Below are 21,058 nucleotides of genomic sequence, written 5' to 3' on the forward strand. Positions count from 1 at the left end.
TCTTCGACGACCGGCAGTTGCCGTATGTGGTGGCGGTGAACTGTTTCGATGGGTTGTTGCATCATCGGATCGAGGACATTCGGGATGCGTTGACGATCGATCAGTCGGTGCCGATCATCACCGTGGACGCCCGCAACCGGCAGTCCACCAAGCAGGCGCTGATCAATCTGGTCGAGCACGCCATGCGCCAGTGGATGTCGGTTCGCGCCGGCTGAACCAAGACCTGCACGAAGGGCCGGTCCGCGTCCGCGGGCCGGCCCTTCGCGTCGGTCGGGGCCGTCATCCGATGTCGAGGACCACGCCGAGGTCGAGGTCGATGTCCAGCCCGCCGTCACCGTCCGGATGGCACCAGTCGCCGCCGGGCCAGTCCGGGTGCCCGCCGAGGCTGACGCTGGCGCCGAGGCCGCCGGAACCGCCGCCGACGCTCACCGGCACCGAGTCGATGTTGGAGGACACTCCCGCGTTCACGCCGATCTGGTTGCCGCTGCCGACTTCGATCAGGCCGTCCGCGTGCGCGAGCCCGGCGCCCATCGGCAGGGCCAGCGCGAGTGCTGCGGTGCTGAGGGCGGCTCGTCGCGCCCACCGGATGATGGTCATGCGCTGCTCTCCTTCGTCGTCGTTGACGATTCCCGGGATGCGGCGTCACTTGGTCGACGACCGCCCGCCATCGACGCTAGATCGCCACGCGCTCACCAACGGGTAGACAACCGCCCCGTTCGGGGGATCGATCGCGTGTCGCTGCGTTACCGGTCGACGAGGGCGGCCGACGTGATGAGGTGCAGCGCGTACCGGCGCACCTCGCCGTAGGCCTGGTCGAACCCCTCAAGCACGCCGGCCCCGACGGACCTCGGCTCGATGATTCGCTGCGACGCCGTGCCGTGCGAGTCCACGAAGCCGACCCAGACGCTGCGCTGCTCCTCGGCGGCCCTGCGCAGCAGCGCCAGCGTCGCGGACGGCCCCGCGCCGTGCCCGCCAGCCACCGACACCGCCGTGCCCCTCGGCGTCGCCGCCGCCCGGTCGCCCGCCCGCACCTGGCGCACCAGCTCGGCCAGCTGCTCGTCGCTCGGCGGGATCGGCAGCGCCGAGCGCCGCGTCGCGCGACCCTTCCCGGCGATCCGCCGACCGCTCGGCCGCAGGTCGAGGACCCGACCGTCCGGGCCCTCCGCGGCCGGCGCGAACCCGGCGCCGCGCAGCCCGTCCAGCACGTCGACCAGCGCCAACGGGCTGATCAGCACGGTCGGCGCGATCCGCCGCAGCTCCAGCCGGTCGGCCTCGGGGTGCGCCAGCACCTCGGTGACCAGCACCTGGTCGTCGCAGCGCAGGAACGAGCCGGCCGCCCCGCCGCGCAGCCTGCCGTGCCGTCGCGCCGCGTCGTCGATCAGATAGGTCAGCGACTGCGGCACCGGCGTGCGCGACCGCGTCCTGAACAGCTCGTGCAGCTCGGCGGCCGTGCGGCCGGAGTCGAACGCGCGCCGCACCGAGCCCTCGCTGACCCGGTAGACAGTGGCGCTGCCGGCGGACTCCACGTCGGCGGTGAGCGCCATCTCGGCAGCCAGCTCCGGTTCGAGCGGCCCCGGCGCGATGACGGTCAGGTCGGCCTGCACCAGCACGTGGTCGACGGGTTCCGGCAGCGCCTCGGACAGCCGGGCGGCCGCGGCGGCGGCGCCGTCGGTCAGCAGTGCCCTGCCCGCGGTGCCGAGCGCGCCGAGCGCGACGACCGCGACGGCGGTGGCCTCCTCCAACGTCCAGCGCACCAGGTCGTCGCGCAGCCGGCCGCCCCTGCGCGGGGCCCGCCACGCCAGCACGGCGGCCAGCTCGTCCGGCTTGGGCACGCCGGTGCCCGCCGGCAGCCCGGCCAGCGCGTCGAGCACGCCTCGGCGGTCTCTCGGGGCCAGCGGGCGGCGCAGCTCGTCGGACAGCGGCCCGAGCAACCGGTCCCGTTCGTCCCGCCTGCCGACCAGGCCGGGCAGCCTCGGCAGCTCCAGCCACGCCTGGGCGAGCGTGGCCCAGCGCTGTTCCGGGTGGCTCACCAGCCAGCTGTCGGCCGCGGCGGTCGGCACCCATTCGGGTTCGCCGCTCTCGCTGTCGGCCACCAGCCCGGCGCCGACGGCCAGCTCGGCGGTCAGCGCGGCCCGCCGCTCGTCGACCTCGAGTTCGCGGGCGAGCCTGCGCAGCTCCCGGACGCCGAGCCCGCCGGAGCGCAGCACCGGCGGCGGTTCGTCCGACCACAGCGCGAGCAGGCGTTCCATGTGCCGCAACAGTTCCAGCGCGGCACCGCCGGCCGTCGCGTCCACAGTGGACTGTCCAGGAGTCGTGGTGGCCAGCTCGGGTTCGGTGGTCTGCACGGCGCCCATCGGCCGGTCGCCGCGCACGGCGATGCCGACCTCCATGGGCAGCTCGACGTTCTCGTCGTCCCTGCGCAGCAGCAGGCCGAGGGCGAGCAGCCGCTGCACCGGGGTGTCGGCCCGGTCGAGCGGCACCACCCTGGCGGCCTCCTTGGTGCGGCCGACGGGCGGCCCGGCGGCCAGCGTCTCGATCAGCCTGCGGTCCGGCGCGTCGAGCCCGGCCAGCCGCGCGGCGAGGTCGGTCCCGGCGAGCGCGGGGGAGGAGCGGCCGAGGCCGCCGGGGAACGCGGGCGCGGCCTCCCGCGCCGACGGCGGCACCGACAGCGCGTCGTCGGGACCCCAGGCGAGCGCGCGGGCGCGCAACCGGGCGACGGCGTGGCGGACCCTGGTGGCGGTGACGCCCTTACCGAGCAGCTTGGTCACGGCACGCAGCGTGGTCGGCGAGTGGTCGGCGTCCAGCACCAGCAGCGCCTCGACCACCGTCAGCGTGAACGTGTCCAGTTCCTCACACGCCCTGGCCACCGAGGCGCGGGTGCCGATCCTGGTGGCCAGCACCGTGGTGTCCGCAGGGGACGGCGTCGCCAGGTCGGGCCGGGCGCGCAGCAGGGCCACGATGGCGTCGTCGTCCTGGGCGCGCAGCCAGTCGGCGAGTGGGAGGCCGGACACCCGGACCACGTTATATGGCCGGCGCGCCGCAGGTGAGACCTACGCGACGCGTGCCATACGGGCCTTGTGCGGCACACTGGTGTATGCACGGGCCGATACCGGCCCACCCACACTGGACCCGCACCGAGGAGGAACCGTGGCCAAGGCCGCACGCCCCGAGCGCATTGACCCGCACTGGCCAGAGGTGACGGACGGCGAGCACGCGGTCAGCGAGCTCGCGAGTGACGTGCAGGGCGCGCTGTCGCCCTTCGGCAAGGTCACTTTTCCGTTGCCCGTTGAGGACCTTGGCTACACCCACCCGGTGACCAAGATCAACAAGTAGTTCCGAGCTGCTACGTCACGGTCCCCGTTCCGCCGGTCGGAACGGGGACCGCGCCGCGTTCAGGGGCCCGCTTTCCGCCTGTCGGAACGGAAAGCCGGCTCCGCGAGTGGCCCCCGCCACAGCGCGAGCCGCGTGCGTTCCGTAACTGGGCGCGGACTAGGCTCGGGGCTGCGTGAACAGCAACGTTGTGGGAGGTTCGATGCCGGTCCCCGGCCCCGGGTACTCGATCACGATTCGCGTCGAGGCGCCGTCGTCCGCCAGCGCGGCCGGCGACCTGACCAGCGCGGTCGGCCGGGTGGGCGGCGTCATCACGGCGTTCGACGTGGTGGACTCGCACGCCGACCGAGTGGTCGTCGACATCACGTGCAACGCGCTGTCGGCCAACCACGCCAAGGACATCACCGACACGCTCGAGGTGCTGCCCGGCATCGTCGTCCGCAAGATCTCCGACCGCACCTTCCTGATGCACCTCGGCGGCAAGATCGAGGTCACCTCCAAGGTGCAGCTGAAGAACCGCGACGACCTCTCCCGCGCCTACACCCCCGGCGTTGCGCGGATCTGCCAGGCCATCGCGGCCAACCCCGAGGACGCCAGGCGGCTGACCATCAAGCGCAACACCGTCGCCGTGGTCACCGACGGCTCGGCCGTGCTCGGCCTCGGCAACCTCGGCCCCGCCGCCGCCCTGCCCGTGATGGAGGGCAAGGCCGCGCTGTTCAAGAAGTTCGCCGGCGTCGACGCCTGGCCGGTCTGCCTGGACACCCAGGACACCGAGGAGATCATCCGCGCCGTCGAGCTGATCGCCCCCGTCTACGGCGGCATCAACCTGGAGGACATCGCCGCGCCGAGGTGCTTCGAGATCGAGGCCAGGCTGCGCGAGAAGCTGGACATCCCGGTCTTCCACGACGACCAGCACGGCACCGCGATCGTCGTCGTCGGCGCGCTGCGCAACGCGCTGCGGGTGGTCGGCAAGGACATCGAGAAGTGCAAGATCGCGGTGTGCGGCGTCGGCGCGGCCGGCTCCGCGATCATCCGCCTGCTGCTCCGCCAGACCCCGGCCGACATCGTCGCCGTCGACGTCGACGGCATCGTGCACGCCGGCCGCGACGGCATGGACCCGAACCTGGTGTGGATCGCCGAGCACACCAACCGCGAAGGCGTGACCGGCAACCTGCACGACGCGCTCGTCGACGCCGACGTGTTCATCGGCGTGTCGGCGCCCAACCTGTTCGGCGCCGAGCAGGTCGCCACCATGGCCAAGGACGCGATCGTCTTCGCGCTGGCCAACCCCGACCCGGAGATCGATCCGATCGAGGCGCAGAAACACGCCGCGGTCGTGGCCACCGGGCGCAGCGACTTCCCCAACCAGATCAACAACGTGCTGGCCTTCCCCGGCGTGTTCCGCGGCCTGCTCGACGCGCACGCCAAGACCATCACCGACTCGATGCTGCTCGCGGCGGCCAACGCCATCGCCGACGTGGTCGAGGGCGACCGGCTCAACGCGTCCTACATCGTGCCGAGCGTGTTCGACTCGGCCGTCGCGCCAGCGGTCGCCGACGCCGTCCGCAAGGCCGCGGCCGACCGGGACTGACGCCGCAACCCCGCCTAGGCTCGGACCCATGGGTAAGCAGTTCAGCCACCTCGACGCCAGTGGCGCGGCACGCATGGTCGATGTCTCCGGCAAGGAGGCCACGGCCCGCAGCGCCGTGGCCACCGGGGTGCTGCGCACCACGAGGGAGGTCCTCGGCCTGCTGGCCGCCGACGACCTGCCCAAGGGCGACGCGCTGGCCACCGCCAGGATCGCGGGGATCATGGCGGCCAAGCGCACGTCGGAACTGGTGCCGCTGTGCCATCCCATCGGCCTGTCCGCCGTCGTGGTCGAGTTCGAGCTCGGCGAGTCCGACGTGCGCATCCGCGCCAGCGTGCGCACCACCGACCGCACCGGCGTCGAGATGGAGGCCCTGACGGCCGTCTCGGTCGCCGGCCTCGCGCTGCACGACATGGTGAAGTCCGTCGACCCGGCCGCGTCGATGGACGCCGTCCGAGTGGAACGCAAGGACGGCGGCAAGACCGGCACCTGGACGCGCCCGGAGGGCAGATGAGCCTCGGAGGACACGTGGGCACGCACCGCACCGCGAGAGTCGTCACGGCGTCCAATCGCGCCGCCGCCGGTGTGTACGAGGACAGGGGCGGGCCGGTCATCGTCGAATGGCTGCGGGCCATGGGCTACGAGGCGCCTGACGCCGTCGTGGTGCCCGACGGAGATCCGGTGGCCGATGCGCTGCGCGCGGCGGTGGCCGACGCGGTGGATGTGGTGATCACGACCGGTGGGACGGGGATCAACCCGACCGACCGGACCCCGGAGGCGACCAAGGCGGTCCTGGACTACGAGGTGCCGGGCCTAGCCGACGCGGTGCGCGCGGCCGGCCTGCCCTCGGTGCCGACGTCGATGCTGTCGAGGGGGCTGGCCGGGGTCGCGGGTCGGACGCTGGTGGTGAACCTGCCTGGTTCGGTTGGCGGAGTCCGGGACGGGCTCGGCGTGCTGGCTGACGTGCTGGACCACGCGGTGGACCAGGTGCGCGGCGGCGACCACAAACCAGCGGTTCACACACCTGTGGGCCACACGTCTGCGGCTCACACGTCTGCGGGCCACACACCTGTGGGCCACACATCTGCGGAACACACATCTGTGGAACACCGTTCGCCGGGGCACTCGCACGGCCACGGGCACACGCATGCCCCCGCCAGCACCGAGCCGGCACGGGTGCTGCGCGCGGCGGTCGGCGAGGCTCCGCTGTCCGTCGAGGAGCACGCGGCCCTGGTGTCCGACCGGGCCGCCGGGGCCGTGGTGACCTTCGCCGGGGTCGTCCGCGACCACGACGGCGGCAAGTCCGTGCGCGAGCTGGAGTACGTCGGCCATCCCAGCGCCGAGCAGATCGTCGCGGACGTCGCCGCCGAGCTGGCCGGCCGCCACCCGGGAGTGCGGGCGCTGGCGGTGAGCCACCGGGTCGGCCCGCTCGCCATCGGTGACGTGGCGCTGGCCTGCGCGGTGGCCGCCGAGCACCGCAAGGAGGCGTTCCTGGTCTGCGCGGAGCTGGTCGACGAGGTCAAGCTCCGGCTGCCGGTCTGGAAGCGCCAGGTCTTCACCGACGGCACCGACGAGTGGGTCAACTGCCCGTAGCCGGACGGGGAAAGTGGCGCTGTGGCACCACTTTCCCCCGGACGCGTCCTACTCGGCGAACGGGTCGGCGGAGTGCCCGACGAGGTCCGCGATGGACTCCGCGATCTTGGTCGGGCGGTAGGGGAACAGCTCGGCGGTGTCGCGGGCCGAGATGCCGCTGAGCACCAGGATGGTCTGAAGGCCGGCCTCCAGACCGGCGCGGACGTCGGTGTCCATCCGGTCGCCGATCATCAGCGTGTTCGCCGAGTGGGTGCCGAGCGCGCGCAGCGCCGACCGCATCATCAACGGGTTGGGCTTGCCGACGTAGTAGGGCTCGCGCCCGGTGGCCCGCTCGATCAGCGCGGCGATGGAGCCGGTGGCCGGCAGCGAGCCCTCCCGGCTTGGACCGGTCGCGTCGGGGTTGGTCGCGATGAACTTCGCGCCCTCCTCGACCAGCCGGATCGCCCTGGTGATCGCGGTGAAGCTGTAGGTGCGCGTCTCGCCGAGCACAACGTAGTCGGGGTCGCGGTCGGTGAGCACGTACCCGATCTCGTGCAGCGCCGTGGTGAGGCCCGCCTCGCCGATCACGAAGGCCGAGCCGCCCGGCCGCTGCGAGTCGAGGAACCTGGCGGTGGCCAGCGCGGACGTCCAGATCGAGGTCTCCGGCACGTCCAGCCCGGTGCGCAGCAGCCGCGCCCGCAGGTCCCTCGGCGTGTAGATGGAGTTGTTGGTCAGCACCAGGAACGGCACCTCGTTGGCGCGCAGCTCACCGAGGAACGTGTCCGCCCCTGGGATCAGGTGCTCCTCGTGCACCAGGACGCCGTCCATGTCCATCAGGTAGTTCCACCGCTTGGGTGCCTGTTCGGCCATGCCGCCATGATCCCCCAGCAGTGGCGTCGACCGCGACCGCTCGGTCAGGCCGGATTGGCCGGCTGCTCAACCAACGCGCGCATGAACTCGAGAATCTGCTCGTTGTAGCGCGCGATGACGTCCCACTCCTCGGGAGTGAACTGGGACAGCACCCGCTCCAGGTTGGTCACCAGGCCCTCGAAGAGGTGGGCGTACTTCTTCTCGTCGAACTTGGCGACCTCGACGAGCACCTTGCGCCGGTCGTGCGGGTCGCGGACCCTGCGGACGAAGCCCGCGCGTTCGAGCCGGTCGATCACGCCGGTCACGGCGCCGGTGGACAGGCCGGAGCGCTCGGCGATCTGGCCTGCGGTCAGCGGCTCTGGGGACCGCATGGCGAGGTCGAGGCACTTGTGGTCGGTACCGGACAGGCCCATCTGCTCCGCGATCCTGGCGTGGAACATCACCGTGTAGGTGCTGCCCTCGCGCCCGAAGCTGCTGAAGCGCTCCAGCACGTCCTGCGGAACCGTCGTCTGCCGCTGCGCAGAGCCCGTCATCGCCATCCACTCCTCTTAGCTCTCTAGCGTCTCAACAGCCAAGAGACTTAGCTACTGATTCACTTCTGAACCCAGAGTACCTACCGAAAACAGCGGCTAGGGACGCTCCGACCGGCCCAGTCGCGTTGGGCCATGTGGATTCCGGCCAAAACCCGGCCGATCCGGAGGTGATGTTCGGTCGACAAAGCACAGGGGCGCGACGACTACCCTTGACCTTGTGACAGCAGTGGACCTGGGTCTCCCGATCGTGCACAGCGCGCCCGACATGTCCGAGCGCCCGGACTCGCCGCTGCTGGTCGACCGCTTCGGCCGGGTCGCCACGGACCTCCGCGTCTCGCTCACCGACCGCTGCAATCTGCGCTGCACCTACTGCATGCCGGCCGAGGGGCTCGACTGGTTGCCGAAGTCCGAGGTGCTCAGCAACGACGAGCTGACCCGGCTGATCCGCATCGCGGTGACCCGGCTCGGCGTCACCAACATCCGCTTCACCGGCGGCGAGCCGCTGCTGCGGCGCGGGCTCGACGAGGTCATCGCGGCGACCGCCGCGCTCGACCCGAGGCCCCGGATCTCCATGACCACCAACGGAATCGGCCTGAGCCGGCGCGCCGCGTCGCTCGCCGAGGCCGGGCTGGACCGGATCAACGTCTCACTGGACACTGTGGACTCCGCCCGGTTCGAGACGATCACCAGGCGGGACCGGCTGGCCGACGTGATCGCCGGCATGGCCGCCGCCCGCGACGCGGGCCTGAGCCCGGTCAAGGTCAACACCGTGCTGATGCGCGGCGTCAACGCGGACGAGGCCGTCGGGCTGCTGCGGTTCTGCCTCGACAACGGCTACGAGCTCCGGTTCATCGAGCAGATGCCGCTGGACGCCCAGCACGGCTGGGACCGGGGCAGCATGGTGACCGCGACCGAGATCCTCGACTCGCTGCGCACCGCCTTCCGGCTCACCTCGGAGCCGGTGGCGCGCGGCGGCGCGCCGGCCGAGCGCTGGCTGGTCGACGGCGGGCCCGCCGTCGTCGGCATCATCGCGTCGGTGACCAGGCCGTTCTGCGCCGCCTGCGACCGCACCAGGCTGACCGCCGACGGCCAGCTGCGCAACTGCCTGTTCAGCCGCACCGAGACCGACCTGCGCGCGCCGCTGCGCGCCGGGGCCGACGACGAGGCGATCGCGGACCTGTGGCGTTCCACGATGTGGGCGAAGGCGGCGGGACACGGCATCAACGACGCCGGCTTCGAACAGCCGGATCGACCCATGAGCGCTATCGGAGGTTGAGCGTGGCCCGGTTGACCGTTCGCTACTTCGCCGGGGCGCGTGCCGCCGCAGGGCGGCCGGAGGAGCCGGTGGAGCTCGCCGGCGAGACCACCGTCGCGGGGGTGCTCGACGCGGTGCGTGCGCGCCACGGCGAGGGACTGGCGCGCGTGCTCACCTCGTCCAGTTTCCTGCTCGACGGCGTCGCCGTTCGGGATCGGGGTGTCGCGGTCCTGGACGGGTCTCTGCTCGACGTTCTGCCGCCGTTTGCCGGCGGCTGAGCGGTGGTCGTTTTGTGGTCCGGACCACGCCGGTTTTGCACTTCTCGGATGGACTAATCAAGCGCGACACGCGTGACCCAGGCCTCACTTAGGGTGATCTATCTCGGCAGATCTCGGGAAGAAAACGGCTTGATAACGACGCCTCTACCAGCGGAAATGGGGTCTCTAGCGGGTGATCGCAGGGTGTTGGTGTGACGACGATCACAGTCCAGATCGTTTGGCCTTCCCGGCTTCGGTTACGTACGGTCGCTTCTCGGTTGGCCCCGACCGACCGCGCTTGACCCGAGAGACCGTGCACCGTGCCCTGCCCAGCGGCCTCTCGGCACCAAACCCCGAGCGAAGGAAAACTTCCGGGCAGGGGACGAGTGACCACCTTCGGCCGCCACGGCGGCCTTGGGGCGAAGCCGGTGCGAACCGGCCGGGTGCACCACGGCCCAGCCCGACAGGTGTCCACCGCCGGTGTGGAAGGCCGAGAGGAAAATGGCTTCTTACCGAGGCAAGCACCGCAAGCAGTCCACCGCGGCCCGCAGCATCGCGAAGGTCGCAGTCGCCGGCGTCATCGTCGGTACCCCCCTCGCCATGGCTGCCGCCCCCGCTCAGGCGGAGGGTGTCAACTGGGACGCTGTTGCCCAGTGCGAGAGCGGCGGTAACTGGGGCATCAACACCGGCAACGGCTTCCACGGCGGGCTTCAGTTCACGCCCGGCACCTGGGCCGCCAACGGTGGCAGCGGTTCCGCTGAGGGCGCTTCCCGCGACGAGCAGATCCGCGTCGCCGAGAACGTGCTGAAGAGCCAGGGCATCGGCGCATGGCCGGTGTGTGGCCCCAAGGGTCTTGGTGGCAACGCTGCCCCCGTGCAGCAGCGCACCGCGCCCGCCCCGCAGCAGCAGGTCGCGCCGAAGCAGAAGGCTGCCCCCGTGCAGCCGAAGGCCGCCCCGGTGCAGCAGGCTCCCGTGCAGCCGGCCGCCCCCGTGGCCCTGCCGACGTCGAACCCGAACGGCGACTACGAGATCAAGCCGGGCGACAGCCTGTCCAAGATCGCCAGCGACCTCAAGGTCGACGGCGGCTGGACCAAGCTGGCCGAGCTGAACAAGCAGTACATCCCGAACCCCGACCTGATTTTCGCGGGTCAGAAGATCGCTACCAAGTGATCTTGCTCGGCCGTACGGCCGAGTGAACGGTCAGGAGCCCCACCGCAACCCCCCGGCGGTGGGGCTCCTGCTCGTCGTTCAGGACCGCCGGTCGAGGTCGGCCAGCTTTGCCCGCCGTGTCACGCCCGGTCGGCTGCCTCCGCCCACATCCGGACGACCTCGGTCTCGTCCGCGCCGGTCAGCTCCCAGCGGGGCTGCGGTGCCTGCGGGACGCGGTTAAGCTGGTCGGCCAGCCGTTCGGCCCGGTCGCGCACCAGCTCGGCACGCCTGGCCAGCGCGCCGGTCGAGCCGTCCCGCGCGGCGGCGAGGCGGTCGAGCAGGTCCGCCTTCAGCCGCAGCCACTCAACGTGTTCCCACGGTGACCACAGCGGCGTCGAGGACACCTCGCGCATGGTCTCGTCGATCGCGGCCGCCACGCGGTCGATTCCGTCGGATGTGCTCATGGCGGGCCTCCCGGATCGCGATTGTGCGGACGCCACTGAGACGCGCCAGCACCGCCGTTTGACACGGCAAACACGCTGGATCCACCGGTTTGGCCTCACCCGTGCGGGTGGCCGAAGAGGGCAAAGCGCACGGTCGGTCTGCGCAGTCTGATCGACTTTCGAGCAGCGCGGACCTGCGTCCCCTATCGTCGCGGTTGTGGAGACGGAGGAACAGGCGCCCGTAGGGGGACGGTCGCTGTACGTGGTCGGCGACGTACACGGCCACCTCGCCGAACTGGCCCGCGCGCTGCACAACGCCGGCCTGGTCGACACCGACGCCAAATGGTGTGGCGGCACGGCCGAGCTGTGGTTCCTCGGCGACTTCGTCGACCGCGGCCCCGACGGCATCGGCGTGATCGACTTCGTGATGAGCCTGTCCGAACAGGCCGACGCGAGCGGCGGCCAGGTGCGCGCCCTGCTCGGCAACCACGAGGTGCTGATGCTGGGCATGCACCGGTTCGGCGACACCCACGTGCCCGGTGCCGGCGGTCCCCGCAGCTTCGAACGCAGCTGGCTGCTCAACGGCGGCATGGCCAGCGACCAGGACCGGCTCACCGACCGGCACGTCGAGTGGCTCACCGCGCTGCCCGTGCTCGCGCTCGTCGACGACCACCTGCTGATGCACTCCGACACCACCGCCTACCTGGAGTGGGGCGGCACCATCGCCGAGATCAACGACGCGGTGACCGCGCTGTTCGCCGAGCCCGACCTGGCGCAGTGGTGGGAGTGCTGGCGCAAGATGACCACCCGCTACGCCTTCCGGGGCCCGCTCGGCGTCGCCGTGGCCGACGACCTGCTCGGCGCGCTCGGCGGCAGGCAGATCGTGCACGGCCACAGCGTGATCGCCGACCAGCTCGGCGTCCCGCCGGAGCAGGTGGACGGCCCGTTGCTGTACGCGGACGGCACGGTGCTCGCGGTGGACGCCGGCCTGTACGGCGGCGGCCCCTGCCTGGTCGTTCCGCTGCCCTGGACCGAGCGCGCGTGACGGCGGCGTGACGCCCGCTTGATGGCTCCCGGCGCCGTCGGCCAGGATAGTGACCGCCGTCACGACGTCGCCCCTCCCGGAGGTTCGGATGTCCACCGTCAGCTATGCCTCGGGAACCTCGGACGTGCCGCTGCTCGGCGACACCATCGGCGACAACCTCGACCGGGCCGTTGCCGCCTACGGCGAGCGGGACGCGCTGGTCGAGTGCGCGACCGGGCGGCGCTGGACCTACCGCGAGCTGGCCGCCGAGGTGGCCGCCGTCGCCGCGGGCCTGCTCGACTCCGGGGTCGGCAAGGGCGACCGGGTCGGCATCTGGGCGCCCAACTGCGCGGAGTGGGTGTTCACGCAGTACGCGACCGCGAAGATCGGCGCGATCATGGTCAACGTGAACCCCGCCTACCGGGTGCACGAGCTGGAGTACGTGCTGGTCCAGGCCGGCATCGACACGCTGATCGCCGCGCCGGGCTTCAAGTCCTCCGACTACGCCGGGATGATCGAGCAGGTCCGGCCGGCCTGCCCGGAGCTTCGCCAGGTGGTCCTGCTCGGCAGTCCCGAGTGGATGGCGCTGGCCGACCGGGGCCGAGGGGCCGATCCCGCGCTGCTCGCGGCCGCGCAGGCCGGACTGAGCGCGGACGACCCGATCAACATCCAGTACACCTCGGGCACCACCGGCTTCCCCAAGGGCGCGACCCTGTCGCACCACAACATCCTCAACAACGGGTACTTCGTCGGCGAGCTGTGCGGCTACACCGAGGCCGACCGCGTCGCCGTGCCGGTGCCGATGTACCACTGCTTCGGGATGGTGATGGGCAACCTGGCGTGCACGAGCCACGGCGCGTGCATCGTGCTGCCGGCCCCGTCCTTCGAGCCGGGCGCGACGCTGCGCGCGGTCAGCGAGGAGCGCTGCACGTCCCTGTACGGCGTGCCGACCATGTTCATCGCCGAGCTGTCCGAGCCGGACTTCGACTCGCACGACCTGTCCTCGCTGCGGACCGGCATCATGGCGGGCTCGCCGTGCCCGGTCGAGGTGATGAAGCAGGTCATCGACCGGATGGGGATGGCGGAGGTGTCCATCTGCTACGGCATGACGGAGACCTCGCCGGTGTCCACCCAGACCAGGACGGACGACTCCGTGGCACGCAGGGTGTCCACGGTCGGCAGGGTCGGCCCGCACCTCGAGGTCAAGATCGTCGACCCGGCCACCGGCGGGACCGTGCCGAGGGGAGTCGCTGGCGAGCTGTGCACCAGGGGCTACTCGGTGATGCTCGGCTACTGGGCCCAGCCCGAGGCCACCGCCGAGGCGATCGACGCGGCGCGGTGGATGCACACCGGGGACCTCGCGGTGATGGACGACGACGGGTACGTGAACATCACCGGCCGGATCAAGGACATGGTGATCAGGGGCGGCGAGAACATCTATCCGAGGGAGATCGAGGAGTTCCTGTACACCCACCCGGACATCGTGGACGCGCAGGTGATCGGCGTGCCGGACGCGAAGTACGGCGAGGAGCTGATGGCGTGGGTGCGGATGCGTCCCGGCGCGGAGCCGATCACGGTCGAGGCGCTGCGCGAGTTCTGCGTCGGAAAGCTCGCGCACTACAAGGTGCCGCGCTACGTGCGGGTGGTCGAGGAGTTCCCGATGACGGTCACCGGCAAGGTCCGCAAGGTGGAGATGCGCGCGCAGGCCGTCGAGTTGCTCGGGCTGGACACGCCCTAGTTCAGTCGACCGGCACGATCACGGTGCCCAGCGGCATGAGCGACACCGGGATGAGCTTGAAGTTGGCCAGCCCCAACGGGATCCCGATGATCGTGATGCACAGCGCGGCACCCGTGACGACGTGGCCGATCGCCAGCCAGATGCCGGCGACCAGGATCCAGACGATGTTGCCGATCAGCGAGGGCGCGCCTGCGCTCGGCCGGTCGACGATGCGCCGCCCGAACGGCCACAGCGCGAAGCTCGCGATGCGGAAGGACGCGAGCCCGAAGGGAATCGTGACGATCAGGACGCAGCAGATGACGCCGGCCAGCACGTAGCCGAGCGCCATCCAGAAACCGCACAGCACCAGCCAGATCAGGTTCAGGATCAGCCGCATGCCCCCATCCTGCCGCGCGTTCGGCCGTTCCGGCTCGCCGAACCGGTGGAGTTCAGGGATAAACCAGGGTCACGTTCGATCGAGGCCCCGCTGGTCAGGCGAACACCAGCACCAGGTTGAGCGCGACGACGGCCGCCGCGACGACCCCGGCGAACACCGTGGTCAGCGTCCCGTTGACGGCCGCGCCCATCACCCTGCGGCGCGCGGTCAGCCAGACCAACGGCACCAGGGCGAACGGGATCCCGAACGACAGCACCACCTGCGACAGCACCAGCGCCCGCGTCGGGTCCACGCCCGCGGCGAGCACCCCGATGGCCGGCACCAGCGTGACCACCCGCCGCACCAGCAGCGGCACCCTGATCCGGAGCAGGCCGTCCAGCACCACCGCGCCCGAGTAGCAGCCGACGGCCGTCGAGGCGAGGCCGGAGGCCAGCAGCGCCACGGCGAACAGCAGCGCAACGCCCTGGCCGAGGTGGTCGCCGATCGCCGCGTGCGCGCCCTCCAGCGTGTCCGCCGAGGACGTGCCGCGCAGCGCGGTCGCCGCGACCAACAGCATGGCCAGGTTCACCGCGCCGGCGAACAGCATCGCCATGCCGACGTCGACCCTGGTCGCCGCGAGCAGCCTGTCGCGCGCCGCGCCGGAGCCGAGCCGCCCGTGCCGGTCGCGGGCCAGCGCGGAGTGCACGTAGACGGCGTGCGGCATGACGGTCGCGCCGAGGATCCCGGCGGCCAGCAGCACGCTGTCGCCGTCGGCGAAGCGCGGCACCAGCCCGGCCGCGGTGGCCGCCGGATCGGGCGCGGACACGAACAGGCCGGCGGCGAAGCCGATCGCCACGACGACCAGCATGATGGTCACGGCCCGCTCGAACGGCCGCTGCCCGCTGCGGTTCTGCACCAGCAGCAGCGCCGTGGAGGCCACCCCGGTGATCGCGCCGCCGAGCACCAGCGGCAGGTGGAACAGGATGTGCAGCGCGATCGCGCCGCCGAGCACCTCGGCCAGGTCGGTCGCCATCGCGACCACCTCGGCCTGCAACCAGTAGGCGAGCCTGCCGACGCGCGGCATCCGGTCCCGCAGCGCCTCTGGCAGCGATAACCCGGTGACCAGCCCCAGTTTCGCGGACAGGTACTGGACGAGACCCGCCATCGCGTTCGCCCCGACGATCACCCAGACCAGCAGGTAGCCGTAGCGCGCGCCCGCCGCCGTGTTGGTGGCCACGTTGCCGGGGTCGACGTAGGCGACGGCCGCCACGAAGGCCGGGCCGAGCAGTGCCGCGCCTGCCCGAAGCCGCGCGGCCGCCGGTCGGAGTGCTTGGACGGCCTGCGTGATGGTCACCAAAGCAGCTCCCCCCGGTTGCTCCTTACCTGCAAATTACCTGCGGTAGGTCGAGGGGTGAATGCGCCGGTCGGGTGCTGGGTGATCGCCCAGCGTTACCGGATGATCGCGGCCAGTGCGGCGTCGTCCTCCGCGCCGAAGTCGTCCTCCAGCTGTTCCGGCGAGTAGTCCAGGTCGATCTGCTCGACCGGAACGCCCCGCGCGGACTCGATCGCGCCGAGCCTGCGCTGCGCCCGCGACGCCGCGTAGTCGATGAACTCCTGCATGTCCAGGTCGTAGGGCATCTCGTCGAACTGGTCGTAGACCCACTGGATCGCGCTCAGCGCGCTGGGCAGCAGCTCGGCCATCCGCTGCTGGACGATCGCCCAGTTGCGGTCGTCGGCGGCGACGTGCCTGCGGCAGGTGAACGTGCCCCACGCCATGTGCCGGCGCTCGTCGTCGCCGATGCGCTTCACCAGTTCCTGCATGCCGGGCAGGATGTTCTCGGTCGCGCACACCTTGTTCCACGCGTGGTAGCCGGTGAGCGCGAGCGTGCCCTCGACGACGTGGTTGTAGGTGACGCTCGCCCTGATCTGGTTCGCCGGGCTCGGGTCGGATTCCAAGGCGCGCAACGACTCCGGCAGCGCCTCGTAGAAGATCTCCCGGTATCCAGGGTTGTTCGCGACGAAGGGATGCAGGTCGTCGGTCAGCCCGACGGCGTCCAGCCAGCGGCGGAACACCTCGGTGTGCTTGGCCTCCTCGAAGCAGAACTGGGTGAGGTACATCTCGTCGCCGAAGCGCCCCTCGGCCGACATCGCCCGCATGAACGGCTGGATGTCCTCGGTGACTGCCTCCTCCCCGGCGATGAACATCGCGCACAGGTAGGTGGAGCTGCGGCGCTGTTCGTCGGTCAGCGTCTGCCAGTCCTCGGCGTCCACGGTGAAGTCGATGTCCGCGGGGTTCCAGAACCTGGCGTTGCCCTTGGTGAACAGGCGCAGCGGGAACGCGTCCCAGTTCAACCCGCCTCGGCGCAGGGATTGGAAGCCGGCTCGGCGTGCCTCCGTCGTGGTCACGACTGCTCCTTCGCTGGTGTGTCAGGTGGTTGCTGGCCCCGCAGCGCCGCGCTGATCACCGCGACGACCGCGTCGGCGGCCTCCTCGCGCGTGCCGGTCGGCATCAGCAGGTGGCTCAGCGCCAGCCGAACGGACGCCTCGGCGAGCAGCTCGACCTGCTCCTCGGGGAGTTCCGCGCAGTGCTCGCGCAGGTGGTGGCTCAGCACCTGTGCCGCGGACAGCAGCACGGGCTGGCCCCTGGTGGTCAGGAACGGCAGCAGGTCCTCGGCGTCGGTTCCGGTCAGCACCGAGTTGATCAGCCGGTCTTCGGCCGCGTGTTCGAGGGTGAACAGGGTGGCCGCGCGCATGCCCTGCAACGGATCGGCGGCGGCGCCGAGCCGCAGCTCGACACCGTCGAGGAACTCGGCGGTCCGTTGCAGGGTGATCGCCTGCACGAGGGACTCCTTGTTGCCGAACTCGTTGTAGACGGTCTGCCGGCTCACCCCCGCCGCGGCGGCGACCTCGCCCATGCGCAGGCCGTGGAAGCCGTGCGCGGCCAGCAGTTCCGCGGCGGCGTCGAGCAGCTCCTCGCGCAGGGAGGCCCTGGCGCGCTCGGAGAACGGCGTGATGTGGCCCACACCGCGAGCTTTACATACTTGGGCTCGATGTCAAGCATCTGGACGAGACCGAAAAAACTGTAAAGTGACGTATGGTGCCGACGTGCCGTTGACCGTCGGATTCGACCTGGACATGACGCTCATCGACCCCCGAGCGGGCATGGCGCGCGTGATGAACACGCTCGCCGCCGAGACGGGCCTACCGCTGGACGGCGAGCACTTCGCCGCGAACCTCGGGCCGCCGCTGGACGGCTCGTTCCGCGATTTCGGCGTCGTCGAGGAGCGGATTCCCGAGCTGGTCGCCCGGTTTCGCGCGCTGTACCCCGACATCGTGGTGCCGGCCACGCTCGCGCTGCCCGGCGCGACCGACGCCCTTGCCGCCGTGCGCGAACTCGGCGGCAGGACCATGGTCGTGACCGGCAAGTACCGCGCCAACGCGGCCCTGCACCTGGACGCCTTCGGCTGGCAGGTGGACGAGCTGTTCGGCGGGCTGTGGGCGGCCGGCAAGGCGGAGGTGCTGACGCGGCACGGCGCCGCGGTCTACGTCGGCGACCACGTCGGGGACGTGCTCGGCGCGCAGGCCGCCGACGCCGTGTCCGTCGGCGTGCTGACCGGGCCGTGCAGCGAACGGCAGCTCACCGAGGCCGGGGCCGACATCGTGCTGACGGACCTCACCGGATTCCCGAAGTGGTTGCGCGCCAATGCCGAGCGCCTCGCCGACCGTCGTGCCGAGCGCCTCGCGGAGGTAAGTGGCGTCAGCGACGCTGGCGGGCCTGCCGTATCGCGCTGAACAGACCCAGCGCCATGCCGGCCGGGATGAGCACGCCGGCCGCCAGGTTCAGCCACAGCGGCAGGTCGTGTCGGCCGAGCGCGAACATCGCGAAGATGGCGATCACGGCGAGCAGGCCGAGCGCGAACAACACCATGGCGACGGCCATGAGCTTGGGCGTTTGTGCTGCTCCGGTCATGGTTGGGAGTGTACGGGCGGGTCCGCCGACGAAGATGAGGTGCTGTCGGCGTCCGATTCTGGCTACCCTGGTGGGACGCGCCTCGGGCACGCCCGGGGCGCGTTCGTCGTGCCGAGGGTGTGCTTTACGCGCCCGAGGCCGCGGCGTTGGACATCGACGAGGGAACGGTGAGCACAGTGCCGACCGGCAAGGTCAAGTGGTACGACTCGGAAAAGGGCTTCGGCTTCGTCACGCAGGACGACGGCGAGGACGTGTATGTGCGGGCGTCCGCGCTGCCTCCGGGTGTCCAGGCGCTCAAGCCAGGGCAGCGCATCGAGTTCGGCATGGCCGAGGGTCGGCGCGGTCCGCAGGCGTTGTCCGTCAAGCTGCTTGATCCGCCGCCATCGGTCGCCGAGGCGCGGCGCCGTCCCGCCGAGGAACTGCATGGGCTCATCGAGGACATGATCAAGCTGCTCGAGGTCAAGGTGCAGCCCGACCTCCGGCGCGGCCGGTACCCCGACCGCAAGAACATCAAGCGCGTCGCGGACGTGGTTCGGGCCGTCGCGCGGGAGCTCGACCCGTAGGCAGCAGCCGTAGGTAGCGGCCTGGACCAGGGCGTCACCGCTGGGTGTCGAGCACCCAGCTCCCGACGACCACGAACTGGACGCCCTGGGTCTGGTCCACGTCGACCACGCCGATCTTCTGCACCTCGGCGTGGTCGAGCTGGTCCCCGGGGTTGGGCAGGTTCAGCGTGTACGCGTACTGCTCGCCAGCGCGGAAGATCCGGCTGCGCGCGTCGGGCTGCGGCTCGCCGTTGGCGTTGCGGTAGCTGAACACGACGGCCCAGGTGCTGTTGGCGACCTCGCCGGGCACCGAGATCTGGAGCGGCCGGCCGGCCGGAACCCGCAGCGTCGCCGGCGCGTCCTCGCGCGTGGCGCACTGGCCCGACTTGAGGTCGCAGTACTGGGCCGGCCTGACCACGACGGTCTTGCCCGACGAGTAGAAGGTCACATCGGGGTCGGGGGCGGAGCATCCGGCCAACACCAGCCCGGCACCCGCCGCCAACAGCAACGTCAGTCCTCTGCGCACGCCGAGCGAGCCTACGTGGTGCCGTCCTCGTCCCGCTCGCCCGGTGCCGGCCAGCGTGGCTCCTCGTACCGCTCGGTCGGCATCGCCCTGGTCGACGGCGACGCGCCGCCGCGCGGCATGCGGACGCGGCGGGTGACCCGGTCCGGGTGTGCGGGGCGGTCGCCGCCGAAGCCGGACACCAACGTCTTCCCGTTGCGGGACAACATGGTCTGCGTGAGCCCGAGCCCGAGCAGCAGCGACAGCACCAGGAAGCCGATCCAGTAGGTCGGCGGCAGCAGCACGCCGAGCGCCCCGCCGAACACCCAGCCGAGCTGGAGAATCGTCTCCGACCGGCCGAACGCGGAGGCCCGCGACTCCTCCGGCAGGTCGTCCTGGATCACCGCGTCGAGGCTGATCTTGGACAGGGCGCTGCCGGCCGCGCCGACCAGGCCGACCAGCGCGGCCGTCATGATGCCGGGCAGGATCGTCGCGATCAGCGTGGTGCCGAGCGCGGCGCAGAGGCAGCCGACCACCACCTGGTCCGGCTTGCCGAAGTGCAGCCGCGCGCCGACCGCGTTGCCGAGGAAGCTGCCGAGGCCCGCCGCCCCGGCGATCACCCCGAGCATCAGCAGCTGCTGGATCGGCGGCGAGTGCTCGGTCGCCGACCGCACCACGAACGCGGCGAACAGCATCAGGAAGCCGGTCAGCATCCGGATCGTGCCGTTGCCCCACAGCGCGACCACCACGTGCCGGCCCATCGGCTGCCGCCTGGCCTTGTGCGGCTCGGCGCGTAGCGACGCCGGCACCTCGCCCTCGGTGACCTCCACCCAGGACGGGATGCGCAGGCACAGCCAGGCGTTGGCGATGCACAGCACGGCGGTGAACCACAGCGCGCCCGGCGAGTCGAAGATCTTCGCGAAGCCGGCGCCGATCGCGCCGAACACCATGCTGGCGGCCAGCCCGAACACGGTCAGCCGCGCGTTGGTCTTGGACAGCGTCATGCCCGAGGGCAGCACCCTCGGCGTGACGGCGGCCTTGAGCACGCTGAACGACTTGGACAGCACCATGCTGCCGAGCGCGGCCGGGTAGAGCAGCCAGTCGTCGAAGTGCATGGCCATCACCACGGCCAGCAGGCCCTGGCCGACGCAGGACGCGGCGAGCGCGATCCGCCTGCCCCGCTGCACCCGGTCGAGCATCGGCCCGACCACGGGCGCGACCAGCGCGAACGGCGCCACCGTGATCAGCAGGTACAGCGCGACCTTGAGCTTGCTCTCCGCCGTCGCGGCCGAGAAGAACAGCGTGTTGGCCAGCGCGACGGCCATGGTGGCGTCGCTGGCGTAGTTCAGCATCACCGCGTAGGTCAGCGAGCTGAGGCCGGACTGCTTCGCGCCGTCGGCGTGCGCGGCCTTGCGGAACGCCTGCACCGCCTGCTGGCTGAGCTGTCGGCCGCGCCACATCGCGACGCGGGTCACGGTGAGCTTCCTTGGCAGCGTCGGGTCGGTCCGCTGCTCCGGCTCGTCGTCCTCGTACTGGCGGCGCGCGGGGTCCTGACCGTAGGGCGGCCGGTCCTCGTCGTAGCGCGGCCTGTCGTCGTAGCGCGGCGGCTCTTCCCTGCGGCGCGGCGGCTCCTGGAGGTAGTGCCGGGTCACGGCGGCCGGCCGGCGCGGCGGGGGCGGCGGCCCGGCCGGGGTGAACGGCGGCGGGCTCGCCGGCCGCACCGGCTGGTCGTCGTCCCACGGGTAGGCGCGGGTCGGCTCAGGGGGTGGCGTGCGCCTTGCCGGGGGCGGCGTGCGCTTGGCCGGCGGTGGCGTGCGCTTAGCCGGTGGTGGCGGAGTGGATCGCGCGTCGGACGGCGGCGGCCACTCGGTCACGTTCGGTTCGCTGCGGTCGCGGCGCGAACGTTTGCGGCTCGCGCCGCTCCAGCCCC

23 protein-coding genes and 1 pseudogene are annotated in these 21,058 nt (G+C 71.4%); 12 read left to right on the top strand and 12 right to left on the bottom strand.

What is annotated here, in order from left to right; genetic code table 11:
- Positions 1-215: pseudogene (locus F0L68_RS10715) on the top strand (ATP/GTP-binding protein); the annotation flags it as partial.
- A 64-nt stretch (positions 216-279) separates the two neighbouring features.
- Here the strand turns inward: F0L68_RS10715 and F0L68_RS10720 are convergent.
- On the bottom strand, positions 280-597 hold the full coding sequence (locus tag F0L68_RS10720; protein WP_149849362.1) for a hypothetical protein: 318 nt from the start codon (positions 595-597) through the stop codon (positions 280-282).
- A 146-nt stretch (positions 598-743) separates the two neighbouring features.
- Entirely contained in the window at positions 744-3,011 is a 2,268-nt protein-coding gene (locus tag F0L68_RS10725; RefSeq protein WP_149849363.1) for a helicase-associated domain-containing protein, read from the bottom strand.
- Positions 3,012-3,147: 136 nt separating this feature from the next.
- On the opposite strand from F0L68_RS10725, the gene F0L68_RS10730 reads away from it, so the two are divergent.
- The 4 genes from F0L68_RS10730 (at position 3,148) to F0L68_RS10745 (ending at position 6,511) form a co-directional block, all read left to right on the top strand.
- Positions 3,148-3,333, top strand: coding sequence for a hypothetical protein (locus tag F0L68_RS10730; RefSeq protein ID WP_149849364.1), 186 nt, complete (start codon positions 3,148-3,150; stop codon positions 3,331-3,333).
- A 199-nt stretch (positions 3,334-3,532) separates the two neighbouring features.
- Positions 3,533-4,921 carry an NAD-dependent malic enzyme gene (locus tag F0L68_RS10735; protein WP_149849365.1) on the top strand — a complete coding sequence of 463 codons (1,389 nt, stop codon included), beginning with the start codon at positions 3,533-3,535 and terminating at the stop codon, positions 4,919-4,921.
- 28 nt (positions 4,922-4,949) lie between these two features.
- Positions 4,950-5,432, top strand: coding sequence for a cyclic pyranopterin monophosphate synthase MoaC (gene moaC, locus F0L68_RS10740; protein ID WP_149849366.1), 483 nt, complete (start codon positions 4,950-4,952; stop codon positions 5,430-5,432).
- A complete protein-coding gene (locus F0L68_RS10745; RefSeq protein ID WP_149849367.1) occupies positions 5,429-6,511 on the top strand; it encodes a molybdenum cofactor biosynthesis protein MoaE in 1,083 nt (360 codons plus the stop codon). Before moaC ends, F0L68_RS10745 begins: the two co-directional genes overlap by 4 nt.
- 48 nt (positions 6,512-6,559) lie before the next feature.
- Here the strand turns inward: F0L68_RS10745 and F0L68_RS10750 are convergent, their stop codons facing one another.
- Positions 6,560-7,360 carry an HAD-IIA family hydrolase gene (locus F0L68_RS10750; RefSeq protein WP_149849368.1) on the bottom strand — a complete coding sequence of 267 codons (801 nt, stop codon included), beginning with the start codon at positions 7,358-7,360 and terminating at the stop codon, positions 6,560-6,562.
- Between the two features lie 44 nt (positions 7,361-7,404).
- A complete protein-coding gene (locus tag F0L68_RS10755; protein ID WP_149849369.1) occupies positions 7,405-7,893 on the bottom strand; it encodes a MarR family winged helix-turn-helix transcriptional regulator in 489 nt (162 codons plus the stop codon).
- Positions 7,894-8,158: 265 nt separating this feature from the next.
- On the opposite strand from F0L68_RS10755, the gene moaA reads away from it, so the two are divergent.
- The 3 genes from moaA to F0L68_RS10770 all read left to right on the top strand — a co-directional run bounded on the left by moaA (position 8,159) and on the right by F0L68_RS10770 (position 10,575).
- A complete protein-coding gene (moaA, locus tag F0L68_RS10760) occupies positions 8,159-9,169 on the top strand; it encodes a GTP 3',8-cyclase MoaA (protein WP_149849444.1) in 1,011 nt (336 codons plus the stop codon).
- Positions 9,170-9,171: 2 nt separating this feature from the next.
- Positions 9,172-9,426, top strand: coding sequence for a MoaD/ThiS family protein (locus F0L68_RS10765; protein WP_149849370.1), 255 nt, complete (start codon positions 9,172-9,174; stop codon positions 9,424-9,426).
- 480 nt (positions 9,427-9,906) lie between these two features.
- Positions 9,907-10,575, top strand: a complete 669-nt coding sequence (locus F0L68_RS10770; RefSeq protein WP_149849445.1) for a LysM peptidoglycan-binding domain-containing protein — start codon at positions 9,907-9,909, stop codon at positions 10,573-10,575.
- Between the two features lie 119 nt (positions 10,576-10,694).
- Here F0L68_RS10770 and F0L68_RS10775 read toward each other — a convergent pair whose 3' ends face one another.
- Positions 10,695-11,018, bottom strand: coding sequence for a hypothetical protein (locus tag F0L68_RS10775; RefSeq protein WP_149849371.1), 324 nt, complete (start codon positions 11,016-11,018; stop codon positions 10,695-10,697).
- Positions 11,019-11,214: 196 nt separating this feature from the next.
- Between F0L68_RS10775 and F0L68_RS10780 the strand changes: the two genes are divergently transcribed.
- Positions 11,215-12,042, top strand: a complete 828-nt coding sequence (locus F0L68_RS10780; protein WP_188316501.1) for a metallophosphoesterase family protein — start codon at positions 11,215-11,217, stop codon at positions 12,040-12,042.
- 88 nt (positions 12,043-12,130) lie between these two features.
- On the top strand, positions 12,131-13,759 hold the full coding sequence (locus F0L68_RS10785) for an AMP-binding protein (RefSeq protein WP_149849372.1): 1,629 nt from the start codon (positions 12,131-12,133) through the stop codon (positions 13,757-13,759).
- 1 nt (position 13,760) lies between these two features.
- Here F0L68_RS10785 and F0L68_RS10790 read toward each other — a convergent pair whose 3' ends face one another.
- The 4 genes from F0L68_RS10790 to F0L68_RS10805 all read right to left on the bottom strand — a co-directional run bounded on the left by F0L68_RS10790 (position 13,761) and on the right by F0L68_RS10805 (position 17,137).
- A complete protein-coding gene (locus F0L68_RS10790; RefSeq protein WP_149849373.1) occupies positions 13,761-14,135 on the bottom strand; it encodes a YccF domain-containing protein in 375 nt (124 codons plus the stop codon).
- A 94-nt stretch (positions 14,136-14,229) separates the two neighbouring features.
- Positions 14,230-15,462, bottom strand: a complete 1,233-nt coding sequence (locus tag F0L68_RS10795; RefSeq protein ID WP_438672270.1) for an Nramp family divalent metal transporter — start codon at positions 15,460-15,462, stop codon at positions 14,230-14,232.
- A 101-nt stretch (positions 15,463-15,563) separates the two neighbouring features.
- A complete protein-coding gene (locus F0L68_RS10800) occupies positions 15,564-16,520 on the bottom strand; it encodes a R2-like ligand-binding oxidase (protein WP_149849375.1) in 957 nt (318 codons plus the stop codon).
- Entirely contained in the window at positions 16,517-17,137 is a 621-nt protein-coding gene (locus tag F0L68_RS10805) for a TetR/AcrR family transcriptional regulator (protein WP_149849376.1), read from the bottom strand. The genes F0L68_RS10800 and F0L68_RS10805 overlap by 4 nt, the downstream gene beginning before the upstream one ends.
- Before the next feature lie 82 nt (positions 17,138-17,219).
- Between F0L68_RS10805 and F0L68_RS10810 the strand changes: the two genes are divergently transcribed.
- Positions 17,220-17,906, top strand: a complete 687-nt coding sequence (locus tag F0L68_RS10810; RefSeq protein WP_149849377.1) for an HAD family hydrolase — start codon at positions 17,220-17,222, stop codon at positions 17,904-17,906.
- Here the strand turns inward: F0L68_RS10810 and F0L68_RS10815 are convergent.
- On the bottom strand, positions 17,872-18,084 hold the full coding sequence (locus F0L68_RS10815) for a hypothetical protein (protein ID WP_149849378.1): 213 nt from the start codon (positions 18,082-18,084) through the stop codon (positions 17,872-17,874). The two genes, F0L68_RS10810 and F0L68_RS10815, sit on opposite strands and share 35 nt — an antisense overlap.
- A gap of 176 nt (positions 18,085-18,260) precedes the next feature.
- On the opposite strand from F0L68_RS10815, the gene F0L68_RS10820 reads away from it, so the two are divergent.
- Positions 18,261-18,647, top strand: coding sequence for a cold-shock protein (locus F0L68_RS10820; RefSeq protein WP_149849447.1), 387 nt, complete (start codon positions 18,261-18,263; stop codon positions 18,645-18,647).
- Positions 18,648-18,681: 34 nt separating this feature from the next.
- On the opposite strand, the gene F0L68_RS10825 is transcribed toward F0L68_RS10820, so the two are convergent.
- Positions 18,682-19,152: a DUF2771 family protein gene (locus F0L68_RS10825; RefSeq protein WP_149849379.1), complete on the bottom strand. Its 471-nt coding sequence runs from the start codon at positions 19,150-19,152 to the stop codon at positions 18,682-18,684.
- A gap of 11 nt (positions 19,153-19,163) precedes the next feature.
- Positions 19,164-21,002 carry an MFS transporter gene (locus F0L68_RS10830; protein ID WP_223198676.1) on the bottom strand — a complete coding sequence of 613 codons (1,839 nt, stop codon included), beginning with the start codon at positions 21,000-21,002 and terminating at the stop codon, positions 19,164-19,166.
- Between the last annotated feature and the right edge of the window lie 56 nt (positions 21,003-21,058).

This window comes from Solihabitans fulvus (genome assembly GCF_008386585.1).
Lineage (GTDB): Bacteria > Actinomycetota > Actinomycetes > Mycobacteriales > Pseudonocardiaceae > Solihabitans > Solihabitans fulvus.